The organism is Saccharibacillus sacchari DSM 19268 (assembly GCF_000585395.1).
Lineage (GTDB): Bacteria > Bacillota > Bacilli > Paenibacillales > Paenibacillaceae > Saccharibacillus > Saccharibacillus sacchari.
The window spans coordinates 1843248-1862787 of the sequence record NZ_KK073875.1 but is presented as its reverse complement, the minus strand read 5'-3'; the positions used below and the strand labels follow the sequence as shown (position 1 = coordinate 1862787).

Annotated in this window: 19 protein-coding genes and 2 pseudogenes; 17 read left to right on the top strand and 4 right to left on the bottom strand. The window is 52.2% G+C overall.

Translation table 11 applies throughout. The features are described from left to right. Nucleotides 1-404: 404 nt before the first annotated feature. The 12 genes and pseudogenes from SACSAC_RS07990 (at nt 405) to SACSAC_RS07935 (ending at nt 8133) form a co-directional block, all read left to right on the top strand. Nucleotides 405-620 carry a pre-toxin TG domain-containing protein gene (locus SACSAC_RS07990; protein WP_156950969.1) on the top strand — a complete coding sequence of 72 codons (216 nt, stop codon included), beginning with the start codon at nt 405-407 and terminating at the stop codon, nt 618-620. A 172-nt stretch (nt 621-792) separates the two neighbouring features. Then, a pseudogene (locus SACSAC_RS27940) lies at nt 793-1167 on the top strand (polymorphic toxin-type HINT domain-containing protein); the annotation flags it as partial. A gap of 3 nt (nt 1168-1170) precedes the next feature. Next, nucleotides 1171-1611 carry a CdiA family toxin C-terminal domain-containing protein gene (locus tag SACSAC_RS28290; protein ID WP_211251382.1) on the top strand — a complete coding sequence of 147 codons (441 nt, stop codon included), beginning with the start codon at nt 1171-1173 and terminating at the stop codon, nt 1609-1611. Between the two features lie 17 nt (nt 1612-1628). Continuing rightward, complete coding sequence (gene cdiI / locus SACSAC_RS07980; protein WP_037285170.1) at nt 1629-1985, top strand: ribonuclease toxin immunity protein CdiI; 357 nt, start codon at nt 1629-1631, stop codon at nt 1983-1985. 82 nt (nt 1986-2067) lie between these two features. Next, nucleotides 2068-3147, top strand: a complete 1080-nt coding sequence (locus tag SACSAC_RS07975) for an RHS repeat-associated core domain-containing protein (protein ID WP_037285168.1) — start codon at nt 2068-2070, stop codon at nt 3145-3147. A gap of 55 nt (nt 3148-3202) precedes the next feature. Further along, nucleotides 3203-3622, top strand: coding sequence for a hypothetical protein (locus SACSAC_RS07970; RefSeq protein ID WP_037285166.1), 420 nt, complete (start codon nt 3203-3205; stop codon nt 3620-3622). Between the two features lie 7 nt (nt 3623-3629). Beyond that, nucleotides 3630-3896 carry a hypothetical protein gene (locus SACSAC_RS07965; RefSeq protein WP_037285164.1) on the top strand — a complete coding sequence of 89 codons (267 nt, stop codon included), beginning with the start codon at nt 3630-3632 and terminating at the stop codon, nt 3894-3896. Between the two features lie 64 nt (nt 3897-3960). Beyond that, nucleotides 3961-4299 carry an SMI1/KNR4 family protein gene (locus tag SACSAC_RS07960; RefSeq protein WP_051506962.1) on the top strand — a complete coding sequence of 113 codons (339 nt, stop codon included), beginning with the start codon at nt 3961-3963 and terminating at the stop codon, nt 4297-4299. A 127-nt stretch (nt 4300-4426) separates the two neighbouring features. Next, nucleotides 4427-5554: pseudogene (locus SACSAC_RS07955) on the top strand (suppressor of fused domain protein). 12 nt (nt 5555-5566) lie between these two features. Further along, complete coding sequence (locus SACSAC_RS26930; RefSeq protein WP_051506961.1) at nt 5567-6058, top strand: CPCC family cysteine-rich protein; 492 nt, start codon at nt 5567-5569, stop codon at nt 6056-6058. Nucleotides 6059-6647: 589 nt separating this feature from the next. Next, nucleotides 6648-7517: a DUF3349 domain-containing protein gene (locus SACSAC_RS07940; protein ID WP_037285160.1), complete on the top strand. Its 870-nt coding sequence runs from the start codon at nt 6648-6650 to the stop codon at nt 7515-7517. Nucleotides 7518-7638: 121 nt separating this feature from the next. After that, on the top strand, nt 7639-8133 hold the full coding sequence (locus SACSAC_RS07935) for a glycosyl-4,4'-diaponeurosporenoate acyltransferase CrtO family protein (RefSeq protein WP_037285158.1): 495 nt from the start codon (nt 7639-7641) through the stop codon (nt 8131-8133). A gap of 308 nt (nt 8134-8441) precedes the next feature. On the opposite strand, the gene nspC is transcribed toward SACSAC_RS07935, so the two are convergent. The 3 genes from nspC to SACSAC_RS07920 all read right to left on the bottom strand — a co-directional run bounded on the left by nspC (nt 8442) and on the right by SACSAC_RS07920 (nt 12040). Next, nucleotides 8442-9584 (bottom strand): carboxynorspermidine decarboxylase, encoded by a 1143-nt coding sequence (nspC, locus tag SACSAC_RS07930; RefSeq protein ID WP_037285156.1) that lies wholly within the window; start codon nt 9582-9584, stop codon nt 8442-8444. A gap of 22 nt (nt 9585-9606) precedes the next feature. After that, nucleotides 9607-10806, bottom strand: a complete 1200-nt coding sequence (locus SACSAC_RS07925) for a saccharopine dehydrogenase family protein (protein WP_037285154.1) — start codon at nt 10804-10806, stop codon at nt 9607-9609. Between the two features lie 358 nt (nt 10807-11164). Further along, nucleotides 11165-12040 (bottom strand): AraC family transcriptional regulator, encoded by an 876-nt coding sequence (locus tag SACSAC_RS07920; protein WP_037285152.1) that lies wholly within the window; start codon nt 12038-12040, stop codon nt 11165-11167. A gap of 186 nt (nt 12041-12226) precedes the next feature. Between SACSAC_RS07920 and SACSAC_RS07915 the strand changes: the two genes are divergently transcribed. From SACSAC_RS07915 to SACSAC_RS07895, 5 genes are all read left to right on the top strand, one after another. Beyond that, a complete protein-coding gene (locus SACSAC_RS07915; protein WP_037285150.1) occupies nt 12227-13477 on the top strand; it encodes an LLM class flavin-dependent oxidoreductase in 1251 nt (416 codons plus the stop codon). After that, entirely contained in the window at nt 13474-14745 is a 1272-nt protein-coding gene (locus tag SACSAC_RS07910; RefSeq protein WP_037285148.1) for an ABC transporter substrate-binding protein, read from the top strand. The genes SACSAC_RS07915 and SACSAC_RS07910 overlap by 4 nt, the downstream gene beginning before the upstream one ends. Before the next feature lie 13 nt (nt 14746-14758). Further along, the gene (locus SACSAC_RS07905; protein WP_425414799.1) at nt 14759-15643 is read left to right on the top strand and encodes a carbohydrate ABC transporter permease; all 885 of its coding nucleotides are present in this window, start codon (nt 14759-14761) and stop codon (nt 15641-15643) included. A gap of 27 nt (nt 15644-15670) precedes the next feature. Continuing rightward, nucleotides 15671-16486: a carbohydrate ABC transporter permease gene (locus SACSAC_RS07900; RefSeq protein ID WP_037285146.1), complete on the top strand. Its 816-nt coding sequence runs from the start codon at nt 15671-15673 to the stop codon at nt 16484-16486. Between the two features lie 485 nt (nt 16487-16971). Beyond that, the gene (locus tag SACSAC_RS07895) at nt 16972-18078 is read left to right on the top strand and encodes a metallophosphoesterase (protein WP_037285145.1); all 1107 of its coding nucleotides are present in this window, start codon (nt 16972-16974) and stop codon (nt 18076-18078) included. 152 nt (nt 18079-18230) lie between these two features. On the opposite strand, the gene SACSAC_RS07890 is transcribed toward SACSAC_RS07895, so the two are convergent. Beyond that, the gene (locus tag SACSAC_RS07890) at nt 18231-19379 is read right to left on the bottom strand and encodes a mannitol-1-phosphate 5-dehydrogenase (protein ID WP_037285143.1); all 1149 of its coding nucleotides are present in this window, start codon (nt 19377-19379) and stop codon (nt 18231-18233) included. Nucleotides 19380-19540 lie beyond the last annotated feature (161 nt).

The window sequence follows — 19540 nt, the reverse complement described above, 5'->3', positions numbered from 1 at the left end:
CCTTGGATCTTATTAAAAACATTGATGGGTGACAGTGATCAAAATATCAAATATCCCATTTTTCGTAACTACGAAGACTTAAAAATGATATTGAAAGAATCATTTTTAATGTATGAAGATTTCAAAGAAGAGATACTATTAATTTACGAGCACCAAGTAAGTGATTCATAATTTCATTTTGGAAAGTGTTGAACTTGAATAACGCTCTTTAAATATTTGAGTTTTGTGCGAATTTGATATTCTTATACTCTTATATTGTTGTACTAAGTGGGTTGGTTGTGGTTACGTATTACCATAATCAACCCATTTTTATACTTTCGTACCTTATAATCTTTATGGATCTTCTTGACACACATAACGCAGTCGGGAAGTTCACTATCAAGTAGTTCGTAAACCGGGACGTATTGAGCGGTAGCATTGGCAACGGATTGACGATGAACCGGTATGCGTATGTCAACGGCAATCCGGTATCGTTCATTGATCCGTTCGGACTCAGTGCGGATGGAGCGACGTGGTGGCAGACGGGGATCAGCTTCGGTGTAGACGCCTTACCGTTCGTCGGTACGTTGAAAGGAATTCAAGAAGTCTTTACCGGTGTGGATCTGATTACGGGTCAATAGTTATCGGTAACGGATCACGTCGCGAACGGAGTCGGAACGGTCGCGAGTGTGATTCCGTTTGGTAAGCATATCGGGAAGTACCTGACGAAGGAAAGTATCGACGGTGGGGCCTGGTTGATCGGGAAGTTAAACAAAGAAAGCAAAGCTTCCCGACTGTAACTGCTTTACGGCCGGGACGCAAGTAAAGACCGACCAAGGCGATAAAAACATCGAAGATATCCAAATCGGCGATCAGGTGCTGTCCAAAGACGACGTGACCGGAGAAGAAGGCTACAAGACCGTTACGGCGACCTTCAATCACATCGCGGACGAAATCTACACGATCCATGTGGGGGGCTAAGAGATCGAATCGACGTATAACCATCCGTTCTGGGTCGAAGGAAAAGGATGGACGTACGTCAAAGATCTCAAGGTCGGAGACAAGCTGACGCAAGCGGATGGCACAAAGCTTGAGATCGAGCAGATCGAGCTGGAGCAGCGTAGCGCCCGCGTGTACAACATGACGGTGGATGAGTTCCATACGTACTTCGTGAGCGACCTGGGGATCTGGGTGCATAATACGAATACTGATGCTTGTGATGTGAAATTAGCAAATCACTTAAAGTACTTTGATCCTGAAGTGCCTAGAAGTAGAGGTATTGGTGGCGCGCATAATAGAGAAGAATTCTACAAAAACAATGTTAATACCTTAAATATTGAGAAGCATCCATCAATGCTAGGGATTGAAAAAGTCACATATCAGATACCTTCTTTGGATGGAAAAACAGGAGAAGTTATTGGATGGAGAGCAAAGAAATATATTAAAACTATCTACGATCCTAAAGTCATTTCTGATGCTGATTATATTAAGTTTGGTAAAGAAGCAGTGAATAGTGCTATTTCCAAAGGAAAGCTGGGAAGAGAGTGGGAAGGTTACGATAGTAAAGGCATCAAGTGGATGGGATATGCTGATTCAGACGGTAACGTAGTATCTTTCTTCCCAGAATTTTAAGAGAGGAATTTTTATTCATGCGAACCAAGTTGAGTAGTGAAGATCTTTTAAACCCGCTTCATCTTCCGGCGATTGTTTTTTTTAATGCTATTTCCAATTCAGATTTTGTGGAAGTGATTGAACAAATGTCAGCAGGTATTGGTACGGGTATAAATGACGTAGATTGTTCATTTCCTGATGATATTGAAGAGTGTGAAGAAAAATTTGATGGTGTTAGGTTTTCTTTAATTGATGAAGAAGTAATCTTAAATTATGAAATGTTTTATTACTATCTTAATAAGGCCTGTGAAAATTACCTAGACACCTTTCCAGATGATCGTAGCAAGATAGATCTTAATTTAACTAGCATTAGAGAACGATATCGGTTGCATTAATTTTAAGCTATGATATTGATCGTAAAAAGAACCTTGATGGATATCTGTCCTCAAGGTTCTTTTTGAATATTTAACCAATAAAATGGTGAATCAAAATAAAGAAATCAACCCGCACGCCGTGATGTCGCAAGTCCTGATGGAAACCGACGCAGCCGGAACGCCGCAAGCGTGGTACGTATACGGCTTGGGTCTGATCGGACGCGAAGATGCAGCAGGCAGCTACCAGACGTATCACTACGATCTACGCGGCAGCACGGTCGCTCTGACCGACGAGCAAGGGCAAGTGACCGATACGTACACGTATAATACGTACGGCGAACGCTTGAGCCACGAAGGTGCAAGCACGCAGCCGTTCCAGTACAATGGACGCGACGGGGTACAGACAGATACCAACGGTCTGTACCAGATGCGTGCCCGTTATTACAATCCGGAGATTAAGCGGTTTGTGAATCGGGATGTGTTGAGCGGAAGCATCGGCAACGGATTGACGATGAACCGGTATGCGTACGTTAATGGCAATCCGGTATCGTTTATCGATCCATTTGGACTCAGTGCGGATGGAGCGACGTGGTGGCAGACGGGGTTGAGCTTCGTCGCGGATGCTACTCCATTCGTCGGAACGATCAAAGGGATTCAGGAAGTGTTCAGCGGGGTGGATCTGATCACCGGCCAGCAGATGTCGGTGACGGATCGCGTGGCGACTGGAGTTGGAACGGTGGCGAGCGTGATTCCGTTCGGTAAGATACTAGGGAAAAAATTAACTGTTGAAGCTATAGAGGCAGGAAGTCGGTTTGCTAAGAATGTTGACCCTTGGAAGAGTGATTTTGGTCTACCAAGCGAAGGGTTTGGACAACTGGTTAGAGATCTTCCTAAGTGGGACCCTATGAGAACGAAATTTGCTCGTATGTTAAAAGAAGATACGGTTCTATCCGGCAGGGATGTCGAGCATGCGATCCGCCTTTCGCTTCGAGAAGATATATCCTCACAGTTGAGAAACGGGCAAAGCTTTTTCGTGAATTGTACGTACGATGTATACATGGATATAGGAAGCGAGAAAAAAGAAGAAGCGCTTATATATAAGATCGAAAAGTCGGGCCTTTACGCAGACTTATGGACTTATGAATATACAGATAATCTATGGGATCGGGTTGATCATGCATAAATGGTCTTGAAGAGGCGGACGGTGTGGCATGAATAAAATCATGGAGGTGTGAATTTTGAATGCCGCCTACTTAAAGTCTACCCTCACGAGCGGATCGACAACAGAAAAGCTGAACGCTCTCGAATATTTAAAAGATCAATTCGACTCGTTTGATAAAAACATCGAATCTTTTGAGCTGCTAATCGATGTACTACTGAATGCTGCATTGACCGAGTCGGATATGGCAGTGAAGATCGAGATTTTTGAAAGTTTGGCAAAGGCGGCTGTATTTCAGGACATTACGGCAATCGATTTTACACGACTGAGCCAAAACATAGATCGTATTCCTGAAGAGTGTTTAGGCAGAACGATCGACATCCTAAGTTTCACTTACGAAATTAACTATTTGCCGATAATCAAAAGATACTTAAACCATCCTGACCTTTACATTCGCGAATCGGCTGAATACGGGGTTAAAGAGATTTTAGGAGTGTAGATGCAGCATGGATATTTTCATTTATGTCGGCGGCGGATCGGCGGTATCAAAAGACGAAATCGAAGATGCGCTGGATGCGATGCTGCAAGATAGAGGAGAAGTGTCGGGCGGAGGCGTAGGAAGCACTGGGTTTAACGTAGACATCGAGGTTTTCGAAGACGATCCCAGTTTAGTTGCAGAGATTCGAACGATTCTGAAAAGATTTCATGTGCCTGAGGATACTGCGATTGTGGTGGATGGGAAAAGATTTGCTGTTTATGAGCAGGAGTCATGAACGCATCCGTTGATCGGCGGCACTTTGAAATCAATTCCTGAACCCGGAGAAAAGGAGCAGAACGTTGATATACAGTGAGTTCATTCAACAGATTAATCAACTGAAAACCTCTAACCCGCTATGGTTTGAACTGCAAGCAGACCCGCCGGGAACTAAAGCTGATATCGCGAGTGTTGAGAAGCAATTAGACGTAAGTTTACCGGAAGAATATCAACAGTTCGTGAAGCTTTTTGGCGGCGGATATTTTGCATTTACGGTGGTCTACTCAGTTGCAGCTCATAGTGAATGGAATATCATCAGGCAAAACCAAATATTAAATTTATGGCGCACGCAAGGGTTTATCGCCTTCTCAGACAATCATGCTGGCGATTATTACGGTTATATGATTGAAACGGACTGCTGAGTGAACGCATATATGAATATGATCATGAGACCGAGCAGGTTAACTCAACCAAGTATCGCAATCTGTACGCTTTTCTTATGGAAGTAGGCTTAAGGCAAATCAGTCGTTGATCGGAGGCTTACACAACATGAACGACCTTCAAGTACAAAAAGACATTCGTTCGGCGATCAAAGCGAGCGACGTTGAAAAAGTAACGGAATTAATAGGTTCGGATACCGAACGCTTGAACATGCAAACCCCTTTCGGAACCTGGCTTCATGTCGCCGCTTCCAAAGGAGAACTGGCGATCGTCCGAAAACTGATCGAACTCGGCGCGGACGTGAACAGACTCGGAGGCGTTTACGGCGGAGGAGCATTGAATAAGGCGGCTTCTGCGGGGCAGGCGGAGATCGTTAAGTACTTGTTGTCTTGCGGAGCCGAGCTGGACGTCAGTTCGCCTGTAAGAAATCCTTTGTTCGGCGCGATCAGTAACGGCCATTTCGATGTCGCGAAAGTATTAATCGACTCCGGCATCGATACCGAGGTCAAATATAACGGCGAATCCATGAACGATATGGATGCCTTGAACTTCGCGAAAGAATTCGGTCAAACCCGGATCGTCGAGATGCTGCAAAATCGAACCGCAGAACCGGACCTCGGGACAAAACATCGGCACGAGAAGAATGACAATGTGTTGGAGCATATTACGACTCACTTTGGACCCGCCGAAACGACGCTCAACGAAATACTTCCCGGAAGCCGCGTAGCGATTTGCATTCATGTGATTCCTCCTTCGCCGCACAACTCTTTTATCACATTGGCAACAACGGGCATGAGCGATCAGCCGATGGATTATTCGAACGAGGAAGGCAGGTACAAATACGCGGAGTTGGTGCTCAAGCTTCCTTCGACCTAGACGCTCAATCAGCAGTGGCCTCTTAGCTGGCTGCGGCAGGTCGCACATATTCCCCACCTTTACGACGGATGGGTGGAGGAGGGGACGATTCTGCCTAACGGAGAGCCGCCGCGGCCTTTTGCTTCTAATACTCAGCTCTCCAGTATCTTATTGGTCTCGCCTCAAAAGGAAGGCTTGCGCCCGCTCCATACCAACGGGAAAAACGTACAATTTTACACGTTAATCCCGATCTATGAAGAAGAACGCAATCTTGCTCTTAAACACGGAGCGCAATACCTGATCGATATCCTGCGCGAAGAAGGAGTATCGGATGTCTTGAATGTAAGCCGACCGAATGCTACCGCGAATAAGCATTTATAAGGGAGAGCCCAAATGCATGAACTCAATCCAATCATCGAGAAACTCAGAACCGAATTGCTAAAATCTCCGGAACACATCGTAATCGGAAAAATAGCGGATGCCGCTGCGTTAGAAAAGCACGCGACATTCGAAGCAGGCGATTACCGGGAAGTGCTGAATTTATTCGACGGAGCACGCTGCGGCGCGATCGATCTCTGGTCGTCTGCCGATCTTCCTCGACAGCAGTTTCGCGTTTCTGACTTGGAGGACAGGCCGGATGTTTGGCTGGAGATCGGACAAGTGTTGTACGAACCGCTGCTCCCATGTCCGTGCTGCGGATTCCATACTCTAACCGAACGCTTTGATCCCCTCCAAGGCACGGGCTATGACATTTGCTCCTTTTGCAATTGGGAAGACGACGGAACGACCGACATCCATGCCTATCGATCCATCAACAGAGGCAGCATTGCCGATTATCGGAAGCGTTTAGGCTTAGCCTCTGAAGGCCCGAATCAAAGTAACTAGCGAAACGAGACCCGTCGGCCGCGATCTGCAAGGAGATGATCCGCTATATTTATCTGTATCGAGCATGAGCAAAAGCCGCTGAAACTTAAAGGCACAAAAGTGATTCCTTCGTTGATCAGCACGTTAGACAAAGATTCTTTGGCATCGGGAACGTATGTAGGTCTGCATTCTGGAGCGAAAGTTGAGCTGATTAACGAAGGCGGTTTTATACAAGCGGCTCCGCATTTAAAAGCTGTGTACAAAGTCGCGAATATCCGTCCGGCTACATTGGGAGAAGAAGCGGCAGCGGTGAGTGACAACGAACTTTTTATAAAAGAAAACAGCGATGTTCGCGTCGGGAAATTTTCGTTTGACGTCCTGTTGCATGATTTGCTAAAAGACGATGAGACGCTGCTCCGAGACTTTTGGATACCGGGAACTTTCACGTGCGCAAACGAAGGAATTCGAGGATGGATCAACATGAAAGGTAAAAAGCTTCTACTACAAAGCCGTCCGATTACTCCTTTTCATGCGGAGAACGTCGTTTTCGAGTCGCGATACAAGTTCAATTTGCAACACCTTACCTTCACGATTCCGAAAGGAGTTTCCGATGACGAATCAAGACAGCCATAACCAACCCGAGCTCGAACGGATCCAAACCGACGGAACCCTTTCGGCTCATCACAATCCGCTGCCCGCCGAAATAAGCTGCGCCGTCTCCGATTATGGTCCGCAAGCCCGTTGTTACCCTAGACACTTTGCGGTGAAAATAAAGCGGGCAGCAGACAAGTCTCCGGTGCAACAATTGGTTACGCTGAAAAAGCTCCATCCTCCTTTAACGAAATTCGCGAATGCCGAGTTGTTGGATCGATTTAAAATTTCTGATGAATGGGTGATTGATGGCCTATTGGCAGAAGAAGCCGAAATGCTGATCAGGCAGGCAACGGAGAAGGGATTCAACGTCTCCTTACTCAATTTCGACGACAGTAAAGTTCCTTATGCGTTGCGCGGGATCTATCGGATGCTGGTAAAACAGTATCCGCTCGGCGTCATTCCGAAATCGGAGTACGCGCCGCTGATCTCCGTATTGCACGAGCATATGTCCGATCGGAATTTGGCAGAAGTCCTGTCCCTTTTCACGGGTAAAGAAAATGCTTTAGCGTTGAACGATATCTACAAATCCGTCACGACGCACCGACCAAACGATAAGGCGTTCGATTCGGTAAAACAAAAGCTGATCGCTCAAGGGATCGCTACATGGACGGAAGAAGTAGACCTTAGCGATTTTGAACACATGTGGACGGTAAATCAACATCGCTACGCGCTTTATGAAGTACAACCTAACCGCTACGCGATCATGGAAGTCGATGCTCGGGCGATGGTTTTAATCGAGGAGGAGCGTATCGCAGAAAAAGTGATTCAACAAATGCTCGACCACGGCAATACGATCTTGGATAAAAGTTGGCTTTCAAATAAATAAGCTTTTTATCGGATACCCTTTTACTCTGAATATCGGGAACAGGATCATAGCTATCGGCAAAGTCATTTCAATCCTTTGATTGCTGAACCATTCGGGCTTCCTCACACAAGGACGGTGAAAAATGAGTGCTGGATTTATGATATGGATGATTGTCATCAACACGGTATTTTGGTTGGTCTGCTGCCTGGGCACGGCCCATGTGGTTCGATTCCTGCCGAAGTCTTGGTACGAGAAAAACGATTGGTTTTTCTCGGAGCGTCCGTTCGAACGGAGATTGTACAAAAAAATCCGTCTTGATCGGTGGAAAGACCGTCTTCCGGAAGGCGGGGGGCTATGGGAATTTCAAAAAAGAAATCTCGACAACGAACTCACTGCGGCTTATGCTGAACGATTTATTTTAGAAACGAAATACGGGGAGATCGGGCACTTGGGCATGGCGATTCTGGGCTTTGCCTGCATCTGGATCAATCCTGACGAGTATGCGCTCGTGTTTTTCATATGCGCAATCGTGAACGTGATAGTGCAGATCCCGTTTTGCTTGATTCAGAGATACAACCGACCGCGGCTGATCCGCTTGAGATCGCGTCTGGCGCGCAAGAACCAGAGCAGGGCCTGATCCGACATACTATTTCGAGCAATAAAAAAAGCCCGACATCCTCAAAAAGGAGTCGGGCTCAGCGTGTAAAGAAAGACTAACGTGACTGGAAGCCAGAAGGCGGAGAGAGAAATTCAGTGAAGGAACGATAGTGATCGCCTTTGAAATCGGGAAAATTCCGCTTAAAATTTAATCCTTTTTCCTGATTTCAACACGCGACCGGAACGAATTTTTCTCGGAGCCTTCTGGCTTCCCGCGCATATGTGACTTTCGAGAACAAACTGAGCCCGACATCCTTAACAAGGAGCCGGGCTTTTTTCGCATAAACCTTAAGACAACCGCGAACTGTAATCCTCGAACTTGAACTCGCGGATCACTTTAAGGCCTTCCTCGTCGCTGTACGAAGCGATCGAAGGGAGGTTCACGCCGTTGAACATATGGTTTTTGACCATCGTGTAGTGCGCCATGTCGCCGAAGACCAGCTTGTCGCCGATTTCGAGCGGACGGTCGAACGAGTAGTCGCCGATCACGTCGCCCGCGAGGCAGGTCATGCCGCCCAGACGGTACGTGATCGCTTTCTCGCCCGGCATGCCGGCACCGTCGATGTTCGGACGGTAAGGCATCGCCAGAACGTCCGGCATATGGCATTCCGCCGACGTATCGAGGATGGCGATGTCCATGCCGTTTTTCATCGTGTCGAGCACGGTAGCCACCAGGTAGCCCGTGTTCAGCGCGATCGCTTCGCCCGGCTCCAGGTAGACCTGCACGTCGTACTTGTCGCGAGCGAACTCGATGCAGCGGATCAAGCGCTCGACGTCGTAGTCGGGACGCGTGATATGGTGGCCGCCGCCGAAGTTCAGCCATTTCATTTTCGAAATGACGTGGCCGAATTTCTCGTCGACGACTTTGAGCGTGTTTTCCAGCGTATCGGAGTTTTGCTCGCACATCGTGTGGAAATGCAGGCCGTCGATGCCTTCCAGATCGCTCTCGTCGAAATTCTCCAGCGTGATGCCCATGCGGGAGTACGGCGAACACGGATCGTAGAGCGGCACTTCAAGCTCGGAATATTCCGGGTTGATGCGCAGGCCCACTTCGATCTTGCGGCCCGGGTAGTTCAGGACTTTGTCCTTGAACTTGCGCCATTGGGCGAACGAGTTGAACACGATGTGGTCCGTGTAGCTCAGCAGTTCGTCGAACTCGCGATCGACGTAAGCCGGAGCGTACACGTGCACTTCTTTGCCCATTTTCTCGTAACCGAGACGCGCTTCGAACAGCGAGCTGGACGTCACGCCCGCCAGATATTTGCCGACCAGGGGATACTCCGCGAACATGGAGAATCCTTTCTGGGCGAGCAGGATCTTGGCGCCGGTGCGTTCCTGCACGGAGCCGAGCAGTTCCAGGTTTTTGGTGAGCAGACGCTCGTCCACGACGTAACAAGGCGACGGGACGGCGCTGAAATCGATGTCTGTCATGATGATAATGTCCTCCTACGCCTTAGTCCAGCAGCGTCGGCGAGAAGTCCTCTACCCACGGCAGGCCTTGTTTGTTCAGTTCTTCCATGAACGGGTCCGGATCGAACTCTTCCACGTTGTATACGCCCGGCTTTTTCCAGAGGCCTTTGAGGACCATCATGGCGCCGATCATGGCCGGTACGCCGGTCGTGTACGAGATCGCTTGCGAACCGACTTCGCGGTAGCACTCTTCGTGATCGCATACGTTGTAGACGTAGTACGTTTTCGGTTCGCCGTTTTTCGTGCCTTGGAAAATGCAGCCGATGTTCGTTTTGCCCTTCGTGCGCGGTCCGAGCGAAGCAGGGTCCGGCAGCACGGCTTTCAGGAACTGAAGCGGCGCGATTTTTTGGCCTTCGAATTCGATCGGCTCGATGGAAGTCATGCCGACGTTTTCGAGCACTTTCAGGTGGTTCAGGTAGTTTTGCGAGAACGTCATCCAGAAGCGGATTTTTTTCAGGCCGGGCATGTTTTCGGCGAGGGACTCCAGCTCTTCATGGTACAAGAGGTAGATGTCTTTCGGTCCGATTTGCGGCAGGTCGTAGACTTTTTTCTCGGAAAGAGGCGCAGTCTCGATCCATTCGCCGTTTTCCCAGTAGCGGCCTTTTGCCGTGATCTCGCGGATGTTGATCTCCGGGTTGAAGTTGGTCGCGAACGGATAGCCGTGATCGCCCGCGTTCGCGTCGACGATATCGATCTGGTGGATCTCGTCGAAGTAGTGCTTCAGCGCGTAGGCGCTGAATACGCCGGTTACGCCCGGGTCGAAGCCGCTGCCGAGAACCGCCGTAAGGCCGGCTTTCTCGAACTTCTCGCGATACGCCCACTGCCATTTATATTCGAATTTCGGATTGTCGAGCGGCTCGTAGTTGGCAGTGTCCAAGTAGTGAACGCCAGTTTCCAGGCACGCGTCCATAATGGTCAGATCCTGATAAGGGAGCGCCACGTTGATTACGATATCCGGCCCGAAGCTTTTGATCAGCTCCACGACTTCTTCGGTGCGGTCGGCATCGACCTGCGCAACCGAAATCTTCGTGCGTCCTCCGTCCAATTTCGTTTTCAAAGCTTCACACTTCGACAACGTACGACTCGCGATACAAATTTCCTCAAATACGTCCGGATTCTGGACACACTTATGCACGACAACGCTAGCTACGCCGCCGGCACCGATAATCAATGCTTTTCCCAAAATCAAGTCCCCCCTTAGTCCGTTTAAAAAGATGGATTTTACATGAATTTTACACAGTACTAGATCAGTTTTTACATAACGAAATGAACTGCGGTTAAAAAATCAACAAGAAGGATTATACAAACTATTCGGCAAAAACACAAGAAAAACGCGAAAAAAACGGCTTTTTTCGGAATCGTCCCGGGATTTGTACACGGTTTTAACAGAAATCCTCCGTAATTCGTCGTATTCCTCCGTTTTGTCCACTCAGCAGGCTATTTGGGAGCCGTATCGAAACACAGCGAGTCCGCAGAAGCCGTAAGGCGTTTCTCCCTCTATTTATTACCCAGTGAGGATGAGGGCAAGCAGAACGTTTCTGTTAAAAGGGCGCATGCTGCTGCCGGTATTGCTTGGGCGGAAGTCCCGTGTGCTTTTTGAATGCTTTGGAAAAGGAAAACAGATCCGGGTAGCCAACCGAATGCGCGATCTCCGACAGCGAATACGAGGTCTGCTCCAGCAGCATTCGGGCCTCGTCCAGTTTGAGCTGCTGCATATGGCTGACCGGGGTATGGCCGTAGCGCTCATGGAACTTTTTGCTGAAATGGGTTCGTCCGACGCCCGCGTGCCGTGCCACTTCCTCGATCGTGATTCCGTCCGCGTAATGAATCTCCATATAATCCAGACCGCGCTGAAGCCAAGAGACGCCGTCCGGCTCGCTCCCTTCGGGAAACGCCGTCGATTCCAACGCGGCGAAAATGCGGTAGAACTCCGACAGACGGCTCAGATCGGACGCTTCGGCGTGCTCCGTAGACGTTTTTTCCAGAAAAGAACGCATCGCTGCCGCCGCTTCTTCCACGAGCGCGGACGGCAGATGCGGACGCTGGGGCGTCAGGCCGATCCGCCGAAGCAGCTCCAACGCCATTTTTCCGTCGAACGCCAAAAATATTTTGCGCAACGGGGCTTCAGCGTCGGTCCAATATTCGTGCATCACCTGGGGGAAAAGGCAGTACATATCGCCCGCGGCAAGCGAATACGTCCGGTCGCCGTGAACGAACGTGCCGCGCCCGTCGAGTACGAGCAGCAGGTAATAGTAGGCGGTCGTGCGCGGCCCGATGTGATAGTTGGGCTTGGCGAGATTCGAACCGAGACGGATCGGCCAGGCCGGACCGCACTTTTCGTAATCCGACGGCGTGAAAAAGTGGATGCGCAAATACTCGTGATGGTCTTCTTTCATATATTCGGTGTCGATCGGCATGAACAAAGCTCCTTTTTCGCAAGGGTGCATACAAAATGACAAAAAGGCCGAATGGCGAAATGACATTTACTATTGGCGTAAGCGTTGTTATCATTCTAACAAAACTAATCCAACTTGTTTAGTTGGGATAATATATTTAAAATTTAAAATACAAAAATATAAAACGACTGGAAGGCGGGAGCGACGATGACAGCAGGTGAAGGAAGCAAGCGGGAGATCAAGTTCGGCTGGTTTTTGCCTACGGCGGGAGACGGAGCCCATGTAGGCGTGGAACCGGAACGTCCGGCGACGCTGGATTATTTGACGGAGGTGGCGCAGGCGGCGGAGACGGCGGGCTTCGAATTCGTGCTCATTCCGACCGGCGGCGCGTGCTTGGACGCTTGGGTCGTCGGTTCGGCGGTCATGAGCCGCACGCAAACGCTGCGTCCGCTCGTGGCGGTACGACCTGGCCTGACGGCTCCTGTGTTGTCGGCGCGCATGGGCGCGGCGCTGGATCAACTGTCCGGCGGCCGGGCGATGATCAACGTCGTGACCGGAAGCTCCGTGCAGGATCTCGAAGAACTGGGCGATCCGCTGGCGCGTTCGCACGACGAGCGTTACGAACGGGCGGACGAGTATCTGGAAGTAATGAAGCGCGCATGGGCGAACGGCGACAAACCGCAGGCTTCGGAATTCGTGGCGGTGTCGGGCGCGAACGGCACGGCTCCGGCAGCAACGAAAAAAGACGTCGACGCTTCGGCAAACGAGCAGGCCGTTTCGTCAAGCTCCGAGCCGTTCCGCGGTAAGCACTACACGTTCGAACGCGCTTCGGGATCACCGCGCACCGTGCAAAATCCGCATCCTCCGTTCTACTTGGGCGGAAGCTCGGAAGGCGCGAAAAGAGTCGCGATCCGGCATGCCGACACGTTCCTGATGTGGGGCGAGCCGCACGCATGGATCGAAGAGCAGATCGCGGAAATCGAAGGACTGCGCAAAGCCTACGAACAAGAAACCGGAGCGCCGCGCGAGCTGCGTTACGGATTGCGCGCGCAGGTGCTTGTCCGCAACACGGAAGAAGAAGCATGGGCAGCGGCGCGGGAGATCATCAGCAAAGTGTCCCCGGAAGCGATCGAGCGCGCGGAAAAAGAATTCGCCGCGACCGACGCGACCAACCAACGCCGTCAGAACGAGCTGCGCGAGCTGTCCAAAGCGGAACAATTCGTCGTCGGTCCCAACCTGTGGACGGGATTGTCGGTCGTCCGCTCCGGCGGCGCGATCCTGATCGTCGGCACGGCGGATCAAGTTTCGCAGCGACTGATCGAATATGCCGAACTCGGCGTATCCACGTTCATCCTGTCCGGCTACCCGCACTTGGAAGAAGCCGAGATTTTCGGAAAAGAAGCATTGCCGTTGTTCAAACAAAAATGGGCTGACATTCAAAAGGAGGTTGTACGATGACGGGGAAATCCGGGAAAAAGGTTCGTTATTTGTTGGCATCGGGCGCGCTTGCGCTGACGGCGGTGCTCTCCGCTTGCGGAGGAGGCGGTTCGGCAGCTTCCGGTTCGGGCGGCGACGTCACGATCAACTTCCTGCATTGGCGCGGCGAAGACGTCAAAGCACTGGATACGATCATCGACAAGTTCGAAACGGCGAACCCGACGATCAAAGTCGAGATGCAGACGCTGCCGTCCGACCAGTATCAATCGACGGCGCAGGCGAAGCTGTCCGACGGTTCGGTCGGCGACGTGTTCGCTTCGTTCCCCGGCGCGCAGTTCGACGCTCTGGCGAAAGCCGGCGTATTCACGGATCTGAGCGGCTCGTCGTTCCTTGACAGCTTCAACGCAGACTTGATCGCGGCCGGACAGCAGGACGGCAAACAGCTCGCGGTGCCGTACCAGCTTGTTTACAACGATCCGATCTACAACGTGAAGCTGTTCGAAAAATACGGCCTGACGCCGCCTGCCGATTGGGAAGGTTTCCTGGCTTTATGCCAAACGCTGAAAGACAACGGCGTTATCCCGATCGCGTTCGCGGGCGCGGATATCGGTCCGGGCCAGTTCATGAACACGATGGTGATGAACAACGAGCCGAGCGACGACATTTTCGAAAAAGTGGAAGCGGGCGAAGCCAAGCTGACCGACGAATGGTGGGTCAAAACGCTGACACAGATCAAAGAATTGAACGATAAAGGCTACTTCCAGCCCGACGCGCTCGGCACGAAAGACGCCGCGGCAGGCGCGTTGTTCGTTCAGGAAAAAGCGGGCATGCTCGCCAGCGGTTCGTACCAGCTCGCGCAGAACGCGGCGCAAAATCCGGAGCTTGAGCAGGCGCTGCTTGCCCCGATCACGGTGAGCGCGGGCGAAGCCAAGTACGAAGGCGTGCATACGAGTACGTTCATGCTCGCGGTAAACAGCAAGTCCAAGCACCCGGAAGAAGCGAAAAAGTTCCTGGAGTACCTGAGCCAGCCGGACGTGGCGGGCGAATACGCCAACGCGACCGGCCAAAACGTGACGGTCGACGGCGTATCGTACGATAGCCCGGAGCTGAAGGTCGCCGAAGACTGGACAAGCAAAAAGACGCTGTTCCAACCGCGCTTCACGATCAAAAACGGCGATAACCAAAAAGCCGTCACCAATTCGATCCAAGCGGTATTGGGAGGTTCCACGCCGGAGGAAGCCGCGCAGGAAGCCCAAGCCGTCATCGATCAAAACTTGAGCAAGTCGTAAGCGCGGCCTGCCCATGAATATCAAAAGAATGAAACATAAGCGTGCCTTGTGGCTGTTCCTGCTGCCGGGCACGCTGCTGTATCTGTTCCTGTTCGCGTATCCGACGCTGTCGGGGCTGTTTTACTCCTTTACCGACTGGGACGGCGTGTCCGATTCGTACCGGATGGTCGGTCTGGGCAATTACAAAGACAGCTTCGACAGTCTCGTGTTCCGCAAAACGCTGCTGAACAACGTTAAGTTCATGCTAAGCGTCGTGATCGTGCAGACGATCGTGTCGCTGGTGCTCGCGATGCTGCTGTCCCGCAATACGCGAACGCGCGTCTTCCTGCGCGCACTTTACTTTTTGCCGGCGATCCTCTCGTCGGTCTCGGTCGGCTTGATCTGGTCGTTCGTGTACGATCCGACGATCGGCATGCTCAATCTGGGCCTGCGCGGCGCAGGATTGGACAGCCTGACGCAAAACTGGATCGGCGACCGCCATATCGCGCTGTACGCGATCGCAGCGGTGCAGGTATGGGCGCACGCCGGACAGATGATGATCGTGTTCATCGCCGGTTTGCAGGCGATTCCGGGCGAGTTGTACGAATCGGCGCGAATCGACGGCGGCAACCGCTGGCAGTTGTTCCGCCATATCACGTGGCCGCTGCTTGCTCCGGCTTCGGCGATCGTGATCGCGTATACGACCATCCAGTCGTTCAAAGCGTTCGACCTGATCTTCGTCATGACGGACGGAGGCCCGAACAACGCGACGGAGATTCTGTCCACGTACATTTACCATACGGCGTTCGGCAACTACGAATTCGGACTCGCTTCGGCGGGGTCGATGATATTCCTGGTCGTGCTGGCCGTACTGACGTATTTGCAATTCAAAGCGCTGCGCACGGACCGGGCGGCGTAAGTCAGGGGAAGGAGGAAGGACTACTTTATGGCATTCAAATGGCTGGGACGGCTGCTCGTGCTGCTGTACGCGGCGATCATCGCCGCGCCGCTCTATTTCGTGCTGATCTCGGCCTTCAAGCCGACGACGGCCTTCTTCGCCGACCCGCTCGGTTGGCCGAAGCCGCTCACGCTGGAAAACTTCGTCGCGCTGTTCGATCAGCAGCCGATGCTGCGCTACTTCGGCAATAGCACGCTGGTAACGCTCGGCACGGTATCGCTGTCTTTGCTGCTGGGCAGCCTGATCGCGTATGCGATCGTGCGTTTCGGCGGCCGGATCGGCGCGTTTTTCTTCGCGCTGTACGCCGCTGGCCTGATCGTGCCGACGCAGGTCAACATGCTGCCGCTGTACTCGCTGGTGCGCAAGCTCGGCTGGTCGGATAACTTGCTCGGCTTGGTCATCGTGTCCGTGGCGCTGTTCCTGCCGCTGACCGTATTCATGCTGACGGGCTTCATGCGCTCGCTAAGCCGCGAAGTGCTGGAAGCGGGCAGCATCGACGGCGCAAGCGAATGGCGGCTGTACGTGCGGATCGCGATTCCGCTGTCCGCGCCCGCCTTGTCGGCGTGCGCGACGTTCCTGTTCGTCATGTCGTGGAACGACCTGCTGATGCCGATGCTGCTGATCAACGGCAATTCGAAGCTGACGCTGCCGCTCGCGCTGATGCAGTTCCGGGGGGAGTACGTGACGAATTATACGACGCTGCTCGCCGGAGTCGTGCTGTCGGCGGTGCCGATGGTGGTGCTGTTTTTGTTCCTGCAACGATACTTTATCGCGGGGATGACGGCGGGGGCGATCAAAGGGTAAGGGCTTGATCTAAAGTCGGGATAAAAGGCTGTTCCGGAACCTGTGACAGGGGCGGAACAGCCTTATTTAAATTAACTGCATATCTCCATTTAATTTCTGCGAATTCGGCGATTTGAGACCGATACCTGCATAAATACAGTTAATTGTCTCTTTTTTCGAAGAGTGCTTCTTTTTCTGCTCAAATAAATGGAGATATGCAGTTATTTCTTTTTCCATAAACCTTCAATAGACGATAACTGTATTTTCGTAGTTATGTTGCGGTTAGAGCGGTTCACGAATGTTCGTCTCGCTTCAATTACGATTGCTTTGCTTGTAAACGGAGTGCTGCATATTTTGCTTCAAAAGGAGGATGACGTACATCTCCTGTTCAACCGTCCGGAGCGCGGCTCGACTTCATGGTCGGCAACTTCGTATAATAGAAAGAAAACGCATAAGGGCCGATGATGGGATCTGCGCTTGTCGAAAGCTGAGAGGAGCCTAAGGGTTTGGTTATTCGCATTATCATTTCGCTGCTCGTGTATCACGGGTTTCTTTTGTATATCGGGTGGAATCTGTGGAGAGGGATCAAAGCATTCAAGCCCGACGTAAAAAAACGCTGGCTGGTCGTGCTGTCGGCGGGGTTATTGGTCGCGGCTTGGTCGATGTTTTTCCGGTTCGCGTTCAGCGAGTATGCTTGGGCGCATTGGAGCGCGGGAATCTGGTTGGTGTTCGCTTACCTGATGGTGTTGGTGCTGCCGGTAACGAACGCGACCGTGCTGCTGCTCAGACTGTTCACCCGGATCGACCGCCGCAAATTGGCCCGTTCGGCGACTGCCGCGGCGCTGGCGCTGACGGTGGTATTGGGCGGAATCGGTACGTACAGCGCGTACAGCCCCGTGATCAAGACGTATGACGTCGCGATCGGCAAGCCTTCGCTGGACGGCCGAAAGTCGATGAAGATCGTCATGGCTGCGGATACGCATTTCGGCGCGCTGTCGGGGCCGTCGCACGCCAAGCGTCTCGTGAAAATGATCAACGAGCAGCAGCCGGATCTGGTATTGTTTCCCGGCGACCTGGTGGACGACGATATCGTGCAGTACGTGAAGCAGGGAATTCCGGAGATTCTGCGCGGGATCGAAGCTCCGGTCTACGCGTCGCTCGGCAACCATGACCGTCTGGAGGCGGGCGACACGTCGCTGATCAGCACGCTGGAGGACAGCGGCATGATCATGCTATACGACGACGTGGTCAGCGAAGGACTCCCGGTGACGCTGATCGGCCGCAAAGATCGGACCGATCCCGGGCGGATGTCGGTAGCCGAGCTGGTCGCGCAAGCGAATCCGGCGACGCCGCTGATCCTGCTGGATCATCAGCCGTACGAGCTGGAGCTGGCCGAAGCGGCGGGAATCGATCTCGAAGTGTCGGGACATACGCACCGCGGACAGATTTTCCCGGCCAACTTTATCACGAACCGGATCTACGAGAACGATTGGGGCTATTTGCAAAAAGGGCAGATGCATTCGATCGTGACGTCCGGTTACGGATTCTGGGGACTGCCGCTGCGGATGGGAACGCGGTCGGAGTTGGCCGTGATTAACGTGAATTTCGAATGATCGCGAAGCGACGGCAGCATGATTTGAAAAAAGATATGTTCCTGACGCAAAAAAAGAGACTGCGGCGTAAGCCGAGCAGTCTCTTTTTCGTATGACGAAGGTTTGGCAAGGCAATCCGAAAGCCGGTTGCAGCCTTCTCGCCTTGAACAATATTAATTTTTCAGCGACTCGTAAGCATCCGCGATCTTCGCGTTTTCGCCGCTGTCTTCCGTGAATCCGGTCGCGTCGGCGATTGCGCCTTCCAGACCTTTTTCTTCGATGGACGCTTGCAGCTCGACGGATTGCTTGTCTTCCGGGTTGTTATAATGCAGAGCTGCCGCGATGCCGGTCAGCAGGTTGTCGATCGGCAGGTCCAGGCTCAGCGCCATGCGCGCCGGGCCGCTCAGACGGTCGTTCGGGCCGAGCTTGCGCAGCGGCTCGCGGCCTACGCGGCTCACGTCGTCGTTAAGATAAGGGTTGCGGAAACGCTTTTCGATCTTATCGATGTATTTCGCATGCTCGCCCGCGTCGAAGCCGTGTTCTTTCACCAACGCCGCGCCGCTTTCTTCCATGGCGCCGCGCACGACTGCGCGTACCGATTCGTCTTCGATCGCTTTGTCGACGGTCGGCAGGCCTTTGAGGTAGCCCAGGTAAGCCGTGATCGCGTGGCCCGTGTTCAGCGTGTACAGTTTGCGCTGCACGTAAGCAACCAGCGTATCGGTCAGCTTCATGCCTTCGATCGCCGGAACGCCGCCTTTGAACGCAGGTTCTTCGACGATCCACTCGAAGAACGATTCCACGCCCACGTCGAGCAGGTTATCGCCTTTGAACGGAGGCACGATGCGGTCGACGGAACAGTTCGGGAAGCCGACATGCTCGTCTGCGTAAGCTTTCGCTTCGTCGGACAGGTGCGTGTAAACTTGCTCTTTCAAGTGCGAGCTTGCGCCGACCATGTTTTCGCAGGCGATGATATTCAAGAAGCCTGCGCCGGATTTGGCACGTTCTTCAAGGCCTGCGGCAATATTGACGGCAATGAATTTCAGTACGTTGGGACCTACGGCCGTCGTGATGATCTCGGCTTCGGCGATATGCTTCGACATCTCGGGGCTGTTCGACAGAACGCCGGACACGCCGGTTACCGGAATCTCGCGCTTGTCGAGGTCGAGGATATGGATGGCGTAACCGTGCTTTTCGTTCAGTTCGTTGATCATGGCTTCGTTGACGTCGGCGAAGACCAGTTCGTAGCCTGCTTCGACGAGCAGGGCTCCGATGAAACCGCGGCCGATGTTGCCGGCTCCGAATTGAATGGCTTTTTTAGTCATGGGTTGTTACCTCCAGGAGGGGACGCGAGTATGTTGCCTGGCGCTCGGGTTGTTTTGCTGCGCAAAGCCAAAAGTCGCTTTAGTCAACATACTCGCGTCCGGGATGTGGAAGAATAATCTTCCTAAAAAGAGTGTGGGAATAAAAAGATATCAAACCGTTT